Genomic DNA, 17,557 nt, shown 5'->3' on the forward strand with positions numbered 1-17,557 from the left:
AATATTCCAGACGATACCAACATCTGATAATTGCACCACTCCAAAGAGTAGCGCGACTAATGCGCCACCCATCGCACTCCAGCCGATACCCAAGCCTTTTGGCTGCCATATGACTAAGACCAAAGTGACGATAAAAATCGCTAACGCGAGCATAAAGGTGCCTTAATAAAACAATGACGTTAAAAATATCTGATGTTATGGCAAATTACGTTATATAGTCGATTTAATTTAAGAAAGATACAGTGATGCTGGCATGGATTTTTTGCAGCCTCTGTCACGCTTGCGAACAGCAAGCAAAAAAATCATACCAGTAGCAACTTGCTATAAACTACACTTTTTTATTTTGAACTGACTATAACGATTTTTGATTGACACGCTTTGATAGCTCATCACGGCTTTCTACGCGTTCAGAATAACGATCGGTCAGATAAGTAGAGCGTCCACGTGTGAGCCAAGTAAACTTCACCAATTCCTCACACACATCGACGATACGCTGATATAAAGGCGACTGTTGCATGCGGTTATCGTCGTTAAATTCCAAAAACGCTTTCGGAATAGAGGACTGATTGGGTATGGTAATCATGCGCATCCAGCGGCCAAGAATACGCAGCTGATTGACGGTATTAAAGCTCTGACTGCCACCGCTAACTTGCATTACGGCAAGCGTTTTACCTTGAGTAGGACGCACGCCGCCTAATGACAGCGGTATCCAATCAATCTGCGCTTTCATAATACTGGTGATACTGCCGTGGCGTTCAGGACTGACCCAGAGCATGCCTTCTGACCATGCTGCCAGCTCGCGCAATTCTTGCACTTTTGGATGATCGGCATCGGTACTATCAGGCAACGGCAATCCTGATGGATCAAAGGTACGTACCTCGCAACCATACCAGCGCAATATTCGACTTGCTTCTTCCGCTGCCAGTTTAGAAAACGAGCGTTCACGCAAAGAGCCATATAGCACTAATATTTTTGGTGGATGACGTGGATCATTAGTAGCAATTAGAGTATCAATATCAATCGGGTGTAGTTGTTCCGCACCAATATTTGGTAAATCATCATAGCTATGAGTTTCGGTTATGAAATTATCTACAGAGTTGTAGATAATTTCGCCATCTTCTTTGGTAAAGCTACTCACTGGATGGTTTAATAATTCAAATACCTGTTCTGAAGGTCGACATAAAGCTGCGCCTTTATCGGTCACTACAATAGGACGATTCATCAAAATAGGATGCGCCATCATGGCATCAATAAGCTGCTCATCTGATAACGCTAGGTTATCCAAACCAAGCTCTTTATAAATATTTTCCTTCTGGCGTAGCAGTTCGCGTGGTAATAGTTGCATCAAAGCCAATAGCTCAAGCAGATAGTCGCGAGTAGGTGGTGTTTTAAGATACTCAATGACATTCGGCTGTTCACCTGACGCCTTCATTATTGCTAAGGTATTGCGAGAGGTGCCGCAGTTGGGATTGTGAAAAATGATAGGTGTCATAACAACCTTTTATAATGTTAGAAGTGTTTGTATTTTTAAACAGAATAACCGTTTAGTTATTAAGGTTATAGTCAGTCCTAAATAAAATAAGTACAAATATTATTACGCGCTACTGGGATAACTTTTCCTTGCTTGCTGTGCCTACGTAGACAGAGGCGGCGCAAAACCTACCCCAGTAGCGCCGTGTTTTTTTTATAGTGGATCAACTATATTAGGTACGCGAGTGTCACAACTACTCAAACTGTCTAAAAGTGAGCCACACAGCTCTGGGTGTCCAGCGCAGCAGTCTTTTAATAAAAACTGAATAACATCTTCCATATGCGAGAGGGAGGCGCGATAGATAATTTGGCGGCTTTGGCGTTGTGAGACCACCCATCCTGCTCGTGCAAGAACGGCTAAATGAGCAGACATTGTATTATGCGGGACATCAAGCTGACGGGCGATTTCACCAGCAGGCAGACCAGTAGGCTCATGACTGACCAGCAGCATAAATGCCTTTAGTCGAGTGTCTTGAGAGAGGGCAGCAAAGCTGGCAGTAGCGTTAGTTATTTCCATATGTCCAATAATATAGACATGTTAATTCAAGTCAAGGTGTTTTGCAGAATAATCAACGAGTCTAAGTCATCAATAGTGAATAAATTGACTTCAATAAGAAAATAAGTAGTGATCCAAAATATATGCAATCAACTCTATGTGTATGACCTCTCACTTTATATAGAGCTGACTGTTAATAGCCGCTGTGTAAAAAATTAAACAGAGCTGAGAGTTTTTCTCTAGCACTATGCCTAGCATGGATTAATTTGTTGTTGCAACAGTACTTAACTTACCAAGAAGCGTTGAGATGTCACTGATGACTTTGTCGCAACCTTGAATATTATGGCGTGCTTTAAGATAGTCAGGGCTATTGTATGAAAGATATACCTTTTTATCTGCGTTTTCGCTAATAAGTACTTTTTGCGGTAAATCAATCGCCACATTTTGAGCGCACTGCATCAGTTTGGTGCCAGCTTTCGGATTACCGAAGAGGATGACTTCCGTTGGCCTTAACTCTAAATTGACGCCTTCAGCATTTTTTTGGTGATCGATTCTGGTAAATAGCGTTAAGCCTTTTTCTTTGATGATAGATTCGAATCTATCGGCGGTCTCTTTAACTGAATAATCACTCTCAAGTGTGACCAAGCCATCGCCAATATTTGCATAAGCAGCAGTCTCTTTAACTGATTGGTTATCCTTAGATGTTTGCACGTTTTGCCCAAGGCTTGCACAAGAGGATGCTAGCAATGCAAAAGCGACCATGGGAATAATTTTAATCATAAGTTTACCTATTGGTTAGTATTTATAATTAGTGGCACTAAATAATCATTGTGCGTAACAAAGATCGATATTGCAATAATAGAGTTATATTTGCTTGCTCAGAATAATTTGCTCAGCAAGCAGGTTTACATCCGCTGCAACTAAATTTGGAACTGGAACATTGGCTGCTAAGAGAATAGTATTATGCGGTGGCGTGAGAAATGCCCCAAGGTAGCCAGTAGCTTGCGCGCCTATTTATAGAGATGGCATAAACAACTTGGTAGAAACCAATTAATAATCTACTCATTTATTTCTAAATGGCATGATTAATAAGTGCCACAATGACGCATTTTGTTTGGCAGTAGGGTATTCAATTAAACCGATATCAATTTGATCATCGGTTTTTTTTGCGACACTTTTATAGCTACCGAACAATTTATCCCACCAAATAACGCTAAAGCCATAGTTTGAGTTGGTCTCACTCACGACTTGGCTATGGTGTATACGGTGCAAAATTTGGGTCATTAATATAAGGCGCGCTGGTTTTTCAATGGCTGGTGGCAGGCGAATATTGGCATGATTAAATAATGCCAAACCGTTTAGTGCGATCTCAAATATAAGGACGGCTATAGCAGGGACGCCCAGTACAATAACGGCAATCAGCTTTATCAGAATACTGAGTACAATTTCAAGCGGATGAAATCTAAGACCGGTGCTGGTATCGACATGCGCATCGGCATGGTGCACTCGGTGCAAACGCCACAATATAGGAACGCGATGAAACAGTCGATGTTGCCAATATATTAAAATATCAAGCAAAATCAAACTAAGCACAATGACTATGATGCTTGGCAACTCTACTAGATTAAATAAGCCAATACCGTTTTTCTGGGTATAAACTGCCACCGCCGTCAGACCAATCGGTACTGCTAGACGGGCAATAAGCGATGAGGCAAATACCAATCCAAAATTAGCGAACCAACGCTTGCTACTTTTAATGGGCGATTGTCGTGCTGGTTTTCGCCATTCAACTAGCATCATTATCACTAAAATGCTAAAAAAGAAGCCGAGTCGCCACCATACTTCATGTGTCATCGATTGCTCCATTTATTTGAGCTTCTATTTCGGCTTCTTGCTGTTTGAGCGTATGGTAACCGCCATATATGCGGGTAAAAATAGTAATCGTACAGGCAATAGCAAAGAGCGTTGCGAATAGGGCAAAATGCTGGGGCCAAATACAAAAGGCTATAAATATCGCAATGGTTTCCGTGCCTTCGGTTAGGCCATTTAAATAATAAAAGCTTTTATATTTAAACTGTGGTCTATCAATTTTAAACTTTTCAGCGGCAATAGCAAAGGCTAAAAAGCTTGAGCCAGTTCCAATAAATGTCGCTAATAATAATGCACCAGCAACAGCGTTCTGCTCAGGATTGGAGAAAATAAATCCAAACGGAATCGCCGCGTAAAATAAAAAGTCGAGAGTAATGTCTAAATAACCACCAGCGCTAGAGCTTTGCTTGGCATATCTCGCCAGCGCGCCGTCAAGCCCATCTAAAATCCGGTTCAAAATGATAGCGACCAGTGCCGCATACCAATACTCAAAGGCGATTAGTGGTACGGCTAGTAGTCCAATTAAAAACCCCGCCACCGTCAACTGATTAGCTGTTATAGAACGCTTATGCAGTAGTATAACTATGGGCGTTAACAGTGGTTTTATAATGGGAGTAAGGTACTTATCTAGCATGCTGGTTGCCTTTTGCCTTTAAACTTGTGAATCTAAAACTATAGTGCTGAGTTGATAAGCTGTTAATTAACACTCTCTAAATGAATCACTTTGCCATTAGTTGCCTCAGCATCGCTATGGTCGTGGGTAACCATAATAGCAGGCAGGTTACGGTTCCGAATTTGCTCAAACACCAATTGGCGTGTATCCACTCTCAACTGGGTATCCAGTTTACTAAATGGCTCGTCTAGTAAAATGGCTTTAGGCTCGCTAAGGAGTAGTCGTAGTAACGCAACTCGCGCTTGTTGTCCGCCAGAGAGACTATCAGGATGGCGGTTACCCATACCTGCTAAGCCTACTTGCGTAAGTGCGTCATCTATTTTTTCCAGCCGCTGTTTTTTATATCCCTTTTTATTACTCTCTTTATTACTTTTAGGCATCGCAAAAGCAATATTTCCAGCAACCGATAAGTGCGAGAACAATAAAGCATCTTGATATAACACCCCGATATTACGTAAATGGGTTGGTAGGTTGCTAATATTCTGACCGTTAAGTAATACCTCACCAGTAGCGCTAAAACTGCTGGCAAGTGTGCCCGTTAGCCAATTCAATAGACTTGATTTACCACTGCCCGAAGGTCCCATGATAGTAAGTATTTCGCCGCCATTGACTTGCTCATTTAAGCTGAGTAATAACTGGTCTTGACGAAAAAGCTGTAAGTTTTTTATCTGTAAAGAGGATTGCATCAAGACACCTTTAACATTACGCATGTTTAAAAATATGAGTTTTTAACGATGTACGCTTTTAATTCATAATTTGTACTTTTAACGCTTTGCACTTTTAACGCTTTGCACTCTTAAAGCCTCGCACTTTTAAAGCCTCGCACTTTTAAAAAAATACTTAGGTAATATCCACGCTAGCGTAAAACCGATTAGCGGTAACGCCATTTGTATAATGGCATAAACGGCACTGGTGCGTCTGCTGGCGCCATTAGCTAGGGTAACGGCCTCGGTAGTTATAGTGGCTATGCGCCCGCCACCGGCTAGCAAGGTCGGTAGGTATTGCCCAAAACTGATCGCCAAGCCTAATGCCACTGCAATTAAAATAGGCGCAAATAACTGCGGTAATTTAATCTGAAAAAATACTTTGCTAGGAGTAGCGCCAAGGCTTGCCGCTACATTGGCAAAGCGAGGATCTAAGCGCCGATAGCTACTCGACAGTGATAAAAACACATAAGGCAGTACAAACAATAAATGGGTAAAGGCCACGTTAAAAAATGCGGTTTGGTTATTAACCAATTGCTGTAACCATACCAAGCCGAATAAAAAGGCAATACTGGGCACTAATAGCGGTAAATAAATAATTAAACTGGTAAAGGGAGAAATGACTTTGGCAGTGAGCTGCTCTGATTCTAGACAGAGTAAAGTGAGCACCACTGCAAAAGTAGTCGTCATTAGCCCAATAGTAATCGTATTAAAGAGCGGACTGCCTATCTGCATCAAAGCGCTTCGAAAATGCACTAGTACAAATTGCTCTGGTAGCGCCGCTGGAAAACGCCAAAATCCTGCAACCGACCACATTACTAGTCCAATCAATGCCATTAATATAAAACCGATAACCACAGTGGTCAGTACTACGGTTATTTTTTGCCAAACAGTGTCGCCATAATTACGCCGGCCATTGGTGATTGACTGCCTACATAAGTACTTTACAACCTTTTCAGCAGCCAGCCAAAAAGCAAGTAAGCCAGCGGTTAGAGCAAGCTGTAATACTGCACCAGCAGAAGCTTTTAGACGTAAATTTAAATCGACATCGTTAAACCAATTCATGATGGCAACGGCCAATGTTGGCGGGGTATTGGGACCTAATATGAGTGGCATCTCGACACTGGCGCTGGCATAGGCGAGTACGGCAAATATAGGCAGGCGTAATAACGGATAGAGGCTGGGCAATACCACTTTAAAAAAAGCCGTCATTGGGTAGTAGCCTAAATTAAGCGCTACTTTGTGCTGCTGGCGTAACTTTTTACCAAACTCAGGTTGCGCCAATACGCCGAGCGCCATTAACAATAAGAATGGCAGCTCTTTTAGCGTTAAGCCCAAAATGATACTGATACCATAAGCATCGTGCGGAAATATACCGTGCGGTGCCAGCTCCCAGCCAGTTAACCACGGTGAGATTATGCGAGAGAACATACCGGATGGGGCAATTAAAAAGCCAACGGCAATCGCTGCTGCTGCATGTGGGATCACTAAAATAGGACTAAGTAGACGCTCGATACGATTAAGCCAAACGCTATTAAAAAATGCGGCCAGTATCATGAGCGTGATGGCAAAGGCGAGCAGGGTACTTATTAAGCCAGCTGCCACGCTTAAGTTAACCATTTTCGCAAGGCCCGGCGTTTGCCAAAGTTCCTTAAAACCTTGCAGGCCAAACGTTGTTTGCTCAAGTGCTGGCGCCCAGCCAAAGGCGGGCAACAATACGCATAGTAAGCCGCCGAGTACGGGTAACATGAGTAAGGCGATTAGAAAGAGCGGGCTCAGTTTTACAAGGCGCGTAAAGTTATCGACCTTGTAATGCGCTACTGTTGCGCTATCGGTTTCTTTATCAGCAGTTTTCTCAACTTCTTTATTATCTGCTTTTTTATTAGGCGCGGTACTCATGGACTGACCCCATAACGCATCTGCCACCCTTGCATAATCGCTTCAACCCAACTTGGATGCGGCTCGCTCACTGTGCGTTTGATACTATTAACAGGCAAGGCGCTAGGATGCGGCTTGCTTATTTTAAATAAGGCTTGTTGCTCGGGGCTGAGCATAGATTGAACAAGCACGGTGCTATCGCCCCAGATATGAGGTTTTTGTTTGTGTGCCTGTGCGGTGGGGCTGAGCAAGAAGTTAGCGACCAGTTGCGCGCTTGCTTGATGGCTGGCGTTATAAGGAATGGCGACAAAATGGGTATTACTTAAACTGCCATCATCCATAGCATAGCTACGAATACTTGTGGGTAAGTCATAACGCTGTACCGCAGCAGGTACTTCAGGTGCTGAAAAGGTAAAGGCTAAGCTTAACTCGGTATCGTCGACTAAGCGGCGCATTTGTGCGCCACTTTGTGTAAAAGACTCGCCCTTGCGCCATAGAGTAGGGTGCAGCTTATCTAAAAATTGCCATAATGGCTCTAATACTAACGCTGTATTTTGCTTGGTCGCTGGCTGGTTTAATTGTGATTTTATGCTTTCAGGGCTTTGCTCATGGAGCATGACCAAGGCATATTTTAAAAAGCTCATACCCAAAAAATCAGGCGGCTTTGGGTAACTAAAGCGTCCAGGATGTTGGGCACTCCAGCGTGATAGCTCATTTAACGTGGTTGGTGGTTTGTTGTTTTCTGATCCGTCAATCGCTAAGCTATCATAATAAAAAGTAAGCGAAGCCTGTCCCCACGGGGCTTCCATGCCTTCAGTTGCAATACCAAAGTCAAAGGTAACGGCAGGATTGTTATCGGGGTCGGTAAGGGTAAAGTTAGGTAGTTGATTTGACCATTGTTTCAATAATAATGAGTGCTCATTCATGGTGGCAAAATTAGCCCCATTTATCCACACCAAATCAACGCTACCTTGGCGGTTATTATGGGCTGATTTTTCGGCTAATACTCGGCTGACGGCTTCGCTGGTATCGCTGAGTTTGACATGCACTAAGTTAATGTTGTACTTAGCCTTAACTTGCTTGGCCACCCATTGTAGATAAGCGTTTATCTGTGGATCACCGCCCCACGCATAAAAGTAAACCTCTTGGTTTTTACCCTGCGTTTCTATCTGCTGCCAGTACGATTGCTCTTCGATACTGGTATGGGTAATTGCCGTGCTTGCTGTGATGCCCACACAGATACTCAAAAAAAAACCAAGCGCCACCCAGTAAAGGCGGTAGCGCGTCAGTGTTAGCCAAGGCTTGATAGCGGGCATTTAGATTCCAGTTGTTATCCAAAATTAATATCATCTAAAGTTGATTTTCATATTACTCTTGTTAAGAGTACCTGTTTTATCAAGTCAAATTGCGCCTAAAAATAACGCTTTTGACGATTACTCTAAATGCGTCTTAAACAGGTCTTAAGCATCTTTGAAAAAATCACCCTCTACGCCAAGTATGATATTTTTCTACCCATTTTAATACGCCTTCAGGCGCATGCGACCGTTTCCATTCACCGGCTACCGACTTGTTGCCTTCAGCCCAAGTCGGATAGCTATGAATGGTGCCGAGTATTTTATTAAGCCCTAAGTTATGCTTCATTGCTAGTACAAATTCCGCCAATAAGTCGCCTGCATGCTCAGAGACGATCGTCACCCCAAGAATTTTATCTTTGCCTTTAGGAGTAATGACTTTGATAAAGCCCTTAGTTGCGCCCTCAGCAATAGCGCGGTCTAATGCTTTAAATTCAAAACGGGTGACTTCATAATCGATGCCTTTTTCGATCGCTTCTTGCTCATTGATGCCCACGCGAGCGACTTCTGGGTCAATAAACGTCGTCCACGGTATCACTCGATAATCCACTTTAAACTTTTTAAGATGACCAAATAGACCGTTTACGGCGGCGAACCATGCTTGATGCGAGGCCACATGGGTAAATTGATAAGGGCCAACAACATCACCTGCGGCATAGATATTCGGATATAAAGTTTCTAAATATTCATTGGTTACAATGGTGCGATCCGTTTCAATGCCCAATGCTTCGAGGCCGTAACCCTCAAGGCGAGCGCTACGACCAACGGCACAAAGTAGCTCATCATATTCAATAGCAAATTGTTGTTCTTGATGTTTAACGACAATGAATTTTTTACCGTCACGTGCTTCACAGCGCAGTGCTTGGTGTAAGGTGAGGATATTGACACCGCTTGCTGTTAATGATTCATGTGCAAAGGTAGATACCTCAGTATCTTCTTTCTTAATCAAGCGAGCACTTCTTTCAATTTGGGTGACGCTTGAGCCGAGGCGCGCAAAACTTTGCGCCAATTCACAGCCAACTGGGCCACCACCGAGTACCACAAGCTTTTTTGGTGCTTCATCAAACTCAGCAAACTTGCGCCATATGGTATCGCTGGTGACATAGCCGGTTTCTTCTATGCCTGGTAATGGCGGGATAAAGGGCCGTGCGCCTGTGGCAATAACGATAGTACGCGCCGTGAGGGTTTGCGTGTCGCCATCGTTAAGTTCGACCTTGACCGTCCACGGGTCGATTAACTTAGCGTAGCCTTTTAGGACTTCTACGCCTAAATCGGCATAACGCTCAACACTGTCATGCGGGGCAATAGCGTCAATCACGGTTTGTACGCGCGCCATTACTTTTTTAAACGAGAATTGGGGGGTCATATTATCTAAGCCGTAAAGCTCGCCATGACGAATTTGCTCAGCAACTTTAGCGCTTTTAATGACCGTTTTACTGGGGACGCAACCATAGTTTAAACAGTCACCGCCCATCTCACCAGCTTCGATTAAGGTTACTTTTGCTTTGACAGCCGCAGCAATATAGCTGGTGATTAAGCCGCCCGCACCAGCACCGATAACAATCATATTACGGTCGAATTTTTTGGGTTTATGATAATTTTTATAGACGCGGCGTTTTTTTAAACCATTCAAAATTGCTTTAGCAATCAATGGGAAAAAACCTAATAACGCGAAGGATAAAATCAGATTAAGCGATAAAATACCTGACAAGCTCTCTACTTGCGCCAATTGCGTACCGGCATTTACAAACACAAAAGTACCGGCCAACATACCAATTTGGCTAACCCAGTAAAATGTCCGTGCTTTAATAGCGGTGACACCCATTAATAGGTTGATTAAAAAGAACGGAAATATCGGCACTAAACGTAAGGTGAACAAGTAAAAGCCGCCTTCCTTTTCAACACCGCCATCAATGGCGGCAAGGCGTTCTGGAAAACGCTGCTGAATAGTATCGCGTAATAAGTAACGTGATACCAAAAAGGCTAAAGTGGCACCAATACTAGAGGCAAAAGAGGCGACCAATAAGCCCTCCACCAAACCAAACAGCGCACCTGCTGCCAAGGTTAAAATTGCCGCGCCCGGCAAGGATAGGGCAGTCACCAATACATACAGTAAGAAAAATCCACCAATCACCAGTAACGGAGACTGCTCTTTATATTGGCTAAACTCTGCCATTGAGCTTTTTAGCCCATCCAGTGTCAATAATTGATTCAGGTCAAAATAAAAAAACAGACCGATAGCAAGTGCTGCAAGCACTAACAAAACTATTTTTTTAATCATAAAATGTCCGTTTAAGCAGTACTGCAAAGGTCTGAATCAGAATGATTCTTGATGTTTTTACGATTTTAAAGGTTTTCAATTATTAACGCATTTAAATTGTAGATGTTGTCGATGTCACCGCTTTTTTACCTAAGGTTAACGTATCCCAGTCCCTCATTAAAAACAGGGCTATACACGCAGTCAGCATTGGCCGTGCGGCAAAAAAAACAGATTATCAAAAGGTTGTAAGTATAAAGCAAAGGGTGAGAAAGTCGAAACGGCATGAAGCATTAAGATAGCACCATTGCAACTGCCATAAACTATTTTGAGTAATTGCTCATATTAATTGTAAGTATCTAAACTTAGGGTATGTAGATTATTTAGGTCATGTAGGTTTTGCAATTATTTGCTTAACTTGACTCGCAATGTTGATGCGCTAAGTGAATAAAAGCTTTCGTAGCAGCGTTCTGATAAGCGCCTTTTCGTTGTAGTAATACCGCAGTGCGCTGGAGCAAAGAGGGTGCCAGTGCAATCGCAATCAGCTCATCTCGATTACTCACGATGTTGGACGGCAATAATGTGGTTAATTGAGTATGGTGTACTATCTCAAGAACGGCGCTTAATGAATTGGCTTCCATCAGCACCTGCGGTTTTATGCCGTGCTGACGGCAATAATGTTCAATTTGTCCACGAGTTACAAACTCATGGCTTAGCAGTACTAATGATTGCTCGCTTAGCGTTTGTAAATCAATCGCTTGATACTTTGCAAGTGGGTGGTCTTTATTCACGACCAAAGCCAGTGTTTCAACGAGTAAGGTTTGGGTTTCTATCTCGGCAGAATGTACCTCCGCAAAGGCAATACCCACATCAAATTCATCATCGAGTAATTGTTTCTCCATCTGTTCCTGTGACATTTCTTGCACGCTCAGGGTAATGTTTGGGTGAAGATTATGAAACGTCTTTATCAATGGTCCTATTAGGTAAGTGGTGAAGGTGGGGGTAATCGCAATACGCAACGCGCCACGACTCAGGTTTTGCACATCGTGAAGCGCTCGTCGTCCCTCTTCTAAATCCTGTAGCGCTTTGTGCGCATATCGAGCATATACTTCACCAGCGTGGGTAAGTTTGACATGGCGACCTGAACGATCAAACAAAGTTGTCTCAAGATTCTCCTCTAACTGCTTAATCTGCTGTGACAAGGCGGGCTGCGAGACATACAAAGATGCTGCTGCTCGTGTAAAGCTTTGATGTTCTGCAACCGCAAGAAAATATTTAATATGGCGAAGTATCATAATTTATCTGCAACTTCCTATATACAGTTCTTTATCTACAATTTCTTATATCTTATATAAAGTATCAGGATTTAACTATAAGTATTTATTATCGATATCATAATATACCAGTCTTTTACCTTATGGTTATAGCAGCGTAGTATTCACTTTATCGACACCACAGAGCAACCGATTATGAAAGATATTATTGAAGGTTTTTTAAAGTTCCATAGTGATGCTTATCCGAAACGCGCTGATTTGTTCAAAAATTTAGCGACGACGCAGAACCCGCGCACGTTATTTATTTCTTGCTCAGACAGCCGCTTAGTTCCTGAATTGGTCACCCAGCGCGAACCCGGTGGGCTGTTCGTTATTAGGAACGCCGGTAATATTGTACCGTCTTATGGGCCTGAGCCGGGCGGAGTTTCGGCCTCAGTAGAGTACGCTGTAACTGCCTTGCAAGTTACCGATGTGGTGATTTGTGGACATTCAGACTGCGGAGCCATGTCAGCTATTGCTAATTGTACTTGTATGGACCACATGCCAGCGGTTGGCAGCTGGCTAAAATATGCCGACTCAGCGCGTGTGGTTAATGAATCTATCCATCATCTAAGCGATAGCGACCGTATTGAATCTATGGTACGAGAAAACGTTATCGCGCAGATTGAAAATATCAAAACGCATCCTTCGGTACGTTTGGCAATAAGAGAAGGTCGTTTGACACTACACGGCTGGGTTTATGACATCGAGACCGGTGGCATTGATGCTTTAGACGGTGCAACTAACCATTTTGTTTCTCTAGCAGAGCATACTGAGGCTCGCGCTTATCCAACACAGCAGCTTTCTGTCGCGGTTTAACCTGACTGTTTAATTTAATTTTTTAATAAAAGAATATTTGAAGTTTATTAAGTATTAAATATCAGCCGTTAAGTATTAAGCATACTGACTAAAACTTTTTTAATTTAACAATCAATCAATCAATCAATCACTAACTAACTAACTATAAAAGGCACTATCATGATTCAGTCTCAAATTAGCAACACCGCCCGTCAAGCGCTAACCGATATTATCATTGCGGCAAAAGCTGAGAAAAGCTTATCGTTTGAGCAAATAGCTGCAGGCACTGGTCTCAGTGATGTATACGTCACCGCAGCACTGCTAGGTCAGCATCCATTACCGACGGAAGCCGCACAAAAAGTTGGCGCAACGTTAGGCCTTGATGATGAAGCGATCGCCTTATTACAAATGATTCCATTACGCGGTAGTGTCGGCAGCGAAATGCCTACTGATCCTACCATATATAGATTCTATGAGATGATGCAGGTTTATGGTACGACTCTTAAAGCACTGGTACATGAACAGTTTGGCGACGGTATTATCAGTGCAATCAATTTTAAAATGGATATCAAAAAAGTAGCAGATCCAGAAGGTGGCGACCGCGCAGTGATTACTCTTGATGGTAAATTCCTACCTTTTAAACCTTTCTAATAGTTTGTAATGTTTTAAACAAATATGGTAAAAGTCGGCGTCCTGCGTCGGCTTTTTCCGGCCACACTTTGAGCGACAAGGGAAACCTGCTTACTAATGAGTACTGAACGTATTACCTCTAGGATAGACCAGTCGGCGCTGACGTTATTTTGGCCTATGATAGTGATTGCTGGATTGGCACTGACGCTACGCCCGACACTGACGTCCACGGGTCCTCTACTGGAGGAAATCCGCCTGAGTACCGGTATAGGACTTCAAGCAGCCTCATTACTGGTGGTGTTGCCGATGCTGTGTATGGGCATATTTCCATTATTGTTACCTTGGGTTGGTAAGCGCCTGAGCGAAAGTACTTGGATAACTGGCGGTCTGTTTGCCATTGCGTCAGCTGGCTTATGGCGCTTGTGGTTAGGGTCTGGTTGGTCATTGATTGCCAGCGCTTTGATAGGCGGTACCGGTATTGCTATCGTACAAGCGTTAGCGCCTGGCGTAGTAAAACGCTGGTATCCTAGGCGTGTTTCGCTAGCGATGGGTATTTATTCAGCTGCTCTCATGGCTGGTGGCGGTATTGCAGCCACACTCAGCCCGCTAGTAGCGCAGCATTATGGCAGCTGGCAAGCGGGTCTGAGTATCTGGCTCATACTGCCGGTCATTGCGCTCTTGTTATGGTGGCTCAGACCTTCAGAGGTGATGGAAAGTAAACATAGTGGCGTAAAAGTCAATTTTTTTAGCAATCGCCGAGCGTGGTTATTAGCCAGCTATTTTGGTTTGGCTAACGCTGGCTATGCTTGTATGATTGCTTTTTTACCGACTTATGCTCGTGGTTTAGATTGGAGCGCCCAAAGTAGCGGTGAGCTGATCGGTATCATGACTGTTTTTCAGGTGCTGGGTGCGCTAGGAGCCCCTGCGCTGTCTGCTAAGCGCTTAGATCGCCGCCCTTGGTTGTTTTTTGCCGTGGGTATTCAGATCATCGGTTTTGTAGGGTTAATTCTGATGCCAGCCTCCTTGCTAATTCTTTGGGTAGCACTCATCGGTTGTGGTCTCGGGGCTTGTTTTTCACTCACGTTGACAGTCGCCCTTGATCATTTATCATTGCCCAAATTAGCGGGCGCGCTGACGGCTTTTGTACAAGGTATTGGCTTTATTGTTACGGCGATTGTTCCTTACTTTGCAGGGGTATTGAGTGAATGGACTGGAAGTTTTCAGGCCGTTTGGTTGATGCTGTTGATCACGCTGGTAGCAATGCTGATTGTCACGATGAAGTTTGCCCCTACAGGCTATGCTAAGGCGATGAATCTTACTAATACTTAGAGGTATGTTAACGTTGTTTAACGCACTTTTATAGCCAGTTATACAGCAACCAGCTTATAGTTGATTTACTATAAGATGACATCGACACTGATACTACCATCGTCCTCGTCGGTCTCAAAGTGCGAGCTGTTCTTATACAACGGATTAGCACTAGATGCTTCAATATCAATTGTTTGTTCAAGTAAGGCTGACATACTCTTAAGGTTATCATCTTGAAATTCATTGATTTCTTCATAGCTATACCAAAAGCCATAGCCACCTGCAATTATGGCTAAAAGTAGTAATGCTAACATTGACCAAAAAATCAGCTGAAACTGCATGGATTTAAAGAGTTGGCGAATGAACATCATTGATTACGCCTTATTGTTACTAATATACCAACCAAGTCCTCGGACATTTTTAATTCGGTGTTGTCCCAGCTTCTTTCTTAGACTATGAATCAAGAACTCAATCGCGTTACTTTCAACCTCACCACCCCAGCCATATAAGGAATCTTCAAGTTCCGTTTTAGACATGACTTTTTCTGGCGACTGCATAAATGTAGTAAGTAACATATATTCTTTAGCGGTCAAATCAACAGGAGCGTCATCCATGATGACGCGCTTATGCGCTGTATCTAGATGTAAATTACCAACACTGAGCTGATTGTCCGCCTTGCCTTGAGCACGGCGAATAAGCACGCGCATCCGTGCAAAGACTTCCGCGAGCTCAAAAGGTTTGACCACATAATCATCTGCCCCTGAATCAAGCCCTGCAATACGGTCTTTGACATTATCACGAGCGGTAATAATGAGTACAGGCGTGTTAATCTTAGCGTCTCGGATAACAGTCAATACGCCCATACCATCAATCTCAGGCAAGCCCAAATCTAATAAAATAATATCATAAGGTTGTACTTTTAAAGTCAAGATGGCTTGGCGACCATCTTTTACCCAATCGACCGTATAAGCCTCATCTTGCAACGCCTCGCTCAGGCTCTCGCCAATCATTAAATCGTCTTCGACCAGTAGCACGCGCATCAGATATCCTTTATTGGTAATGGCAGCTTTAAACCAAAATGCTCTAAGCGATATTATAATAATATCGCTTAGAGCCATTCAGAAATCACTAGATATGATAGGTTGATTTACTATCTTAGTACTTACTCGCCGCACTATTAATCATCACTGTCAGCGGCTTCTACTTGGCTACGAATAATCTTACCAGTCATGCTATCGATAACCACTTTATGTACTTGAGTGCCTTTAATAATCTCAACTTTGTAAGCAGGTTTACCAAAATCTATATCAAATCCAGCTTCAATGACTTTTCCTTTCACACTTTGGTTAGCCTTTTTTATCGCTTGGTTCAAACTGGTTTTAGACTTTTTCATAGCGTTATATTCTGCTATATCATCTTTATCAAGCTTCTCTTGCTTATTGCTTAAAACTTTACCGCTATTTGCATCAATTTTTACTTCATATTCGGTATTATTAGCGACAATCTTAACCTCGTAATTGCCACCTGCTGAATGATCATGTTGATCAAAGTCAGCGCTAACAACATCACCTTTAATAGTTTTTTTAGCGATAACAATAGCCTGCTCAAGACTGATCTTGCTTTGTGCCGCTGCTACAGCCTCACTGACTTCAGTTTTTGTAGTGGTGCTTTGTCCTACAGCGATAGCAGCGGTGCTGACGCCAGCAATACTAAGTACCATAATGATGGATTTGCTTAGAGTTGATAAGTTTTTCATGATGTTATCCTTTGTCTTTGAGTGTTTTTTTATGACAGATGGGTTGTACCATCCACTGTATTTATAGTTTCAGTATACGGGATAAAACATAGGAGAAGCTTAGCGCTGACTAAGGGTTACATTAGCTGTGTTTTATTTAGAGAGGTCGTTTAAATTTGGAGGATAAATAAGTGAGTTTTGTATTAAACATTATTACTATTGTGCTGATCAGACAGTCGACGTTTAATAAGCCAAACAATGATAATGACTACGGTAAGCAATAAGAACACCTTAGAGTAAGGCGCTAGCATAGTTGCAATAACCTCATAGTTTTTGCCCAAGTAAAATCCTGCTAGGGTTAATACTGTCGTCCAAATGCTAGATCCCAAAGCCGTTAATACTAAAAATGAGACCAGCGGCATATTATTCATCCCCGCAGGGATGGAGATTAGTGAACGAATACCAGGCACCATGCGGCCAAAAAAGATTGCTTTCTTACCATGTTTATCGAACCAAGCATTGGACGATAAAATATCCTCAGACTTAATAAATACGTATTTACCGTACTTTTCAGTAAATACCATTAGCCGCTCTTTATTGAACAAAGTTCCCAGATAATAGAGAGGTAATGCACCTAAAACGCTGCCAAACGTACCCGCTACTATGACTAATAGTATATTTAAATCACCCCTAGCGGCCGCAAAACCTGCTGCTGGCATAATAAGCTCAGATGGTATAGGTGGAAAAACATTTTCGGCAAACATAGCAAATATAATGCCAAGATAGCCAAACTTTGCCATGATAGCCAGCACCCAGTCACTCATTTGATACATTGATTTACCTTATATTGTTGATGATTGATTTATTTCTTATTGTAGTAGAGTAAAGCTGATTCAAATCGAAGGTTATTTATAACGGTAGCTCCTAATAATAATTTTACCAATGACCGTCGTCATTAATAATACTTAAGAGATATTTTAGAAAAATATTTCTTCAACAACAAATTATAAAATA

General features: G+C 42.6%; 18 protein-coding genes and 1 pseudogene. 3 read left to right on the forward strand and 16 right to left on the reverse strand.

Going from position 1 to position 17,557, the window contains the following annotated elements; all coding sequences use genetic code 11:
• From CAN34_RS10305 to cynR, 12 genes and pseudogenes are all read right to left on the reverse strand, one after another.
• Nucleotides 1-153 (reverse strand): ArsB/NhaD family transporter (locus CAN34_RS10305; protein ID WP_302476518.1); only part of this gene is annotated, 153 nt, incomplete at its 3' end.
• A gap of 199 nt (nucleotides 154-352) precedes the next feature.
• A complete protein-coding gene (gene arsH / locus CAN34_RS14515) occupies nucleotides 353-1,045 on the reverse strand; it encodes an arsenical resistance protein ArsH (protein WP_302476519.1) in 693 nt (230 codons plus the stop codon).
• A 114-nt stretch (nucleotides 1,046-1,159) separates the two neighbouring features.
• Nucleotides 1,160-1,492: pseudogene (gene arsC, locus CAN34_RS14520) on the reverse strand (arsenate reductase (glutaredoxin)); the annotation flags it as partial.
• A gap of 192 nt (nucleotides 1,493-1,684) precedes the next feature.
• Nucleotides 1,685-2,047, reverse strand: a complete 363-nt coding sequence (locus tag CAN34_RS10315) for a helix-turn-helix transcriptional regulator (RefSeq protein WP_089555587.1) — start codon at nucleotides 2,045-2,047, stop codon at nucleotides 1,685-1,687.
• 240 nt (nucleotides 2,048-2,287) lie between these two features.
• Nucleotides 2,288-2,806 carry a DUF302 domain-containing protein gene (locus CAN34_RS10320; protein WP_089555588.1) on the reverse strand — a complete coding sequence of 173 codons (519 nt, stop codon included), beginning with the start codon at nucleotides 2,804-2,806 and terminating at the stop codon, nucleotides 2,288-2,290.
• Nucleotides 2,807-3,088: 282 nt separating this feature from the next.
• Nucleotides 3,089-3,880, reverse strand: coding sequence for a sterol desaturase family protein (locus CAN34_RS10325; protein WP_089555589.1), 792 nt, complete (start codon nucleotides 3,878-3,880; stop codon nucleotides 3,089-3,091).
• The gene (locus tag CAN34_RS10330) at nucleotides 3,870-4,529 is read right to left on the reverse strand and encodes a CDP-alcohol phosphatidyltransferase family protein (protein WP_089555590.1); all 660 of its coding nucleotides are present in this window, start codon (nucleotides 4,527-4,529) and stop codon (nucleotides 3,870-3,872) included. The genes CAN34_RS10325 and CAN34_RS10330 overlap by 11 nt, the downstream gene beginning before the upstream one ends.
• 62 nt (nucleotides 4,530-4,591) lie before the next feature.
• Complete coding sequence (locus CAN34_RS10335) at nucleotides 4,592-5,254, reverse strand: ATP-binding cassette domain-containing protein (RefSeq protein WP_089555591.1); 663 nt, start codon at nucleotides 5,252-5,254, stop codon at nucleotides 4,592-4,594.
• Between the two features lie 126 nt (nucleotides 5,255-5,380).
• A complete protein-coding gene (locus CAN34_RS10340; RefSeq protein ID WP_089555592.1) occupies nucleotides 5,381-7,171 on the reverse strand; it encodes an ABC transporter permease in 1,791 nt (596 codons plus the stop codon).
• Nucleotides 7,168-8,466 carry an ABC transporter substrate-binding protein gene (locus CAN34_RS10345; protein WP_089555593.1) on the reverse strand — a complete coding sequence of 433 codons (1,299 nt, stop codon included), beginning with the start codon at nucleotides 8,464-8,466 and terminating at the stop codon, nucleotides 7,168-7,170. Before CAN34_RS10345 ends, CAN34_RS10340 begins: the two co-directional genes overlap by 4 nt.
• A 163-nt stretch (nucleotides 8,467-8,629) precedes the next feature.
• A complete protein-coding gene (locus CAN34_RS10350) occupies nucleotides 8,630-10,783 on the reverse strand; it encodes an FAD-dependent oxidoreductase (RefSeq protein ID WP_089555594.1) in 2,154 nt (717 codons plus the stop codon).
• Between the two features lie 389 nt (nucleotides 10,784-11,172).
• Nucleotides 11,173-12,054: a transcriptional regulator CynR gene (cynR, locus tag CAN34_RS10360; RefSeq protein ID WP_089555595.1), complete on the reverse strand. Its 882-nt coding sequence runs from the start codon at nucleotides 12,052-12,054 to the stop codon at nucleotides 11,173-11,175.
• A gap of 174 nt (nucleotides 12,055-12,228) precedes the next feature.
• Between cynR and CAN34_RS10365 the strand changes: the two genes are divergently transcribed.
• The 3 genes from CAN34_RS10365 (at nucleotide 12,229) to CAN34_RS10375 (ending at nucleotide 14,829) form a co-directional block, all read left to right on the forward strand.
• Nucleotides 12,229-12,891, forward strand: a complete 663-nt coding sequence (locus tag CAN34_RS10365) for a carbonic anhydrase (RefSeq protein WP_089555596.1) — start codon at nucleotides 12,229-12,231, stop codon at nucleotides 12,889-12,891.
• Between the two features lie 159 nt (nucleotides 12,892-13,050).
• Nucleotides 13,051-13,521: a cyanase gene (gene cynS / locus CAN34_RS10370; protein ID WP_089555597.1), complete on the forward strand. Its 471-nt coding sequence runs from the start codon at nucleotides 13,051-13,053 to the stop codon at nucleotides 13,519-13,521.
• 96 nt (nucleotides 13,522-13,617) lie between these two features.
• Nucleotides 13,618-14,829: a CynX/NimT family MFS transporter gene (locus tag CAN34_RS10375; protein WP_089555598.1), complete on the forward strand. Its 1,212-nt coding sequence runs from the start codon at nucleotides 13,618-13,620 to the stop codon at nucleotides 14,827-14,829.
• Between the two features lie 68 nt (nucleotides 14,830-14,897).
• On the opposite strand, the gene CAN34_RS10380 is transcribed toward CAN34_RS10375, so the two are convergent.
• From CAN34_RS10380 to CAN34_RS10395, 4 genes are all read right to left on the reverse strand, one after another.
• The gene (locus tag CAN34_RS10380; RefSeq protein WP_089555599.1) at nucleotides 14,898-15,179 is read right to left on the reverse strand and encodes a hypothetical protein; all 282 of its coding nucleotides are present in this window, start codon (nucleotides 15,177-15,179) and stop codon (nucleotides 14,898-14,900) included.
• Between the two features lie 3 nt (nucleotides 15,180-15,182).
• Nucleotides 15,183-15,848, reverse strand: coding sequence for a response regulator (locus CAN34_RS10385; RefSeq protein WP_089555600.1), 666 nt, complete (start codon nucleotides 15,846-15,848; stop codon nucleotides 15,183-15,185).
• 137 nt (nucleotides 15,849-15,985) lie between these two features.
• On the reverse strand, nucleotides 15,986-16,564 hold the full coding sequence (locus tag CAN34_RS10390) for a PepSY domain-containing protein (protein ID WP_089555601.1): 579 nt from the start codon (nucleotides 16,562-16,564) through the stop codon (nucleotides 15,986-15,988).
• Nucleotides 16,565-16,746: 182 nt separating this feature from the next.
• Entirely contained in the window at nucleotides 16,747-17,376 is a 630-nt protein-coding gene (locus tag CAN34_RS10395; protein WP_089555602.1) for a DedA family protein, read from the reverse strand.
• Nucleotides 17,377-17,557: the final 181 nt, after the last annotated feature.

The sequence above is a fragment of the Psychrobacter sp. DAB_AL32B genome, from assembly GCF_002224105.1.
GTDB lineage: Bacteria > Pseudomonadota > Gammaproteobacteria > Pseudomonadales > Moraxellaceae > Psychrobacter.

Coding starts and splice junctions, on each gene's coding strand:
- CAN34_RS10375 (WP_089555598.1), top strand. CDS start 13,618: ATGAGTACTGAACGTATTACCTCTAGGATAGACCAGTCGGCGCTGACG.
- CAN34_RS10315 (WP_089555587.1), bottom strand. CDS start 2,047: ATGGAAATAACTAACGCTACTGCCAGCTTTGCTGCCCTCTCTCAAGAC.
- CAN34_RS10330 (WP_089555590.1), bottom strand. CDS start 4,529: ATGCTAGATAAGTACCTTACTCCCATTATAAAACCACTGTTAACGCCC.
- CAN34_RS10325 (WP_089555589.1), bottom strand. CDS start 3,880: ATGACACATGAAGTATGGTGGCGACTCGGCTTCTTTTTTAGCATTTTA.
- CAN34_RS10320 (WP_089555588.1), bottom strand. CDS start 2,806: ATGATTAAAATTATTCCCATGGTCGCTTTTGCATTGCTAGCATCCTCT.
- cynS (WP_089555597.1), top strand. CDS start 13,051: ATGATTCAGTCTCAAATTAGCAACACCGCCCGTCAAGCGCTAACCGAT.
- CAN34_RS10345 (WP_089555593.1), bottom strand. CDS start 8,466: ATGCCCGCTATCAAGCCTTGGCTAACACTGACGCGCTACCGCCTTTAC.
- CAN34_RS10390 (WP_089555601.1), bottom strand. CDS start 16,564: ATGAAAAACTTATCAACTCTAAGCAAATCCATCATTATGGTACTTAGT.
- CAN34_RS10350 (WP_089555594.1), bottom strand. CDS start 10,783: ATGATTAAAAAAATAGTTTTGTTAGTGCTTGCAGCACTTGCTATCGGT.
- cynR (WP_089555595.1), bottom strand. CDS start 12,054: ATGATACTTCGCCATATTAAATATTTTCTTGCGGTTGCAGAACATCAA.
- CAN34_RS10335 (WP_089555591.1), bottom strand. CDS start 5,254: ATGCAATCCTCTTTACAGATAAAAAACTTACAGCTTTTTCGTCAAGAC.
- CAN34_RS10340 (WP_089555592.1), bottom strand. CDS start 7,171: ATGAGTACCGCGCCTAATAAAAAAGCAGATAATAAAGAAGTTGAGAAA.
- CAN34_RS10395 (WP_089555602.1), bottom strand. CDS start 17,376: ATGTATCAAATGAGTGACTGGGTGCTGGCTATCATGGCAAAGTTTGGC.
- CAN34_RS10380 (WP_089555599.1), bottom strand. CDS start 15,179: ATGATGTTCATTCGCCAACTCTTTAAATCCATGCAGTTTCAGCTGATT.
- CAN34_RS10385 (WP_089555600.1), bottom strand. CDS start 15,848: ATGCGCGTGCTACTGGTCGAAGACGATTTAATGATTGGCGAGAGCCTG.
- CAN34_RS10365 (WP_089555596.1), top strand. CDS start 12,229: ATGAAAGATATTATTGAAGGTTTTTTAAAGTTCCATAGTGATGCTTAT.